Genomic DNA, 637 nt, shown 5'->3' with positions numbered 1-637 from the left:
CGTGATCTTCTCCACCAACGCATTAAATAGGTTATCATCAAATTGTTTTAGTATATCTTGCCGTGAGCTTAGTTCTTGAATGATTTCATCGACTCGCTCCTTGATTTTTGCTTTCTGATCCTCTTCCTCCTCTAATATCAGCATCTGTTGCCGTAGCTCGTTGAGCTCGCTGGAAAGCCTGTTCGTTTCTTCATCATATACGCTCTCATCTATCTGATTCCGTAGCTTGAGATTCACTAATTCCTTCAAGTCGGATTTCAATTGTTGCATCTGTCCTTCAATTTCAACTAAGGGGTCTCGTTCTACTTTGCTGGAAAGTACCGATTCTATATTGGCTTTTAGCGTTCGTATGAATCTTTCCTTGTTCTCATACATCCGGTTGAACAATCGTACAAACGCGGAATGTAAAACTTGTTCATCAACCGATTTGGCATCACAGGCTACTTTCCCTTCATTGACATACGTTTTGCATTGCCATACCACTTTTTTGGATGGATTATTGCTGTTCCAGGTTCGGCGTTTAAAAATGGCTCCACAGCATCCACAATATACTTTACTGCTCAGTGCATATTTGCTGGAGTATCTTTTACTCTCCCCCATGACATTACCTTTTAGCTTGGCACGGCGTGCCTTCTCT

1 protein-coding gene is annotated in these 637 nt (G+C 41.6%); it reads right to left on the bottom strand.

What is annotated here, in order from left to right; translation table 11 throughout:
• Window positions 1–637 (bottom strand): zinc ribbon domain-containing protein (locus tag L693_RS0112975; protein ID WP_025717619.1); only part of this gene is annotated, 637 nt, incomplete at both ends.

This window comes from Paenibacillus sp. 1-18, from assembly GCF_000520755.1.
Lineage (GTDB): Bacteria > Bacillota > Bacilli > Paenibacillales > Paenibacillaceae > Paenibacillus > Paenibacillus brasilensis.
The sequence above is the reverse complement of the archived record's forward strand: the minus strand, read 5'-3'. Positions and strand labels throughout refer to the sequence as shown.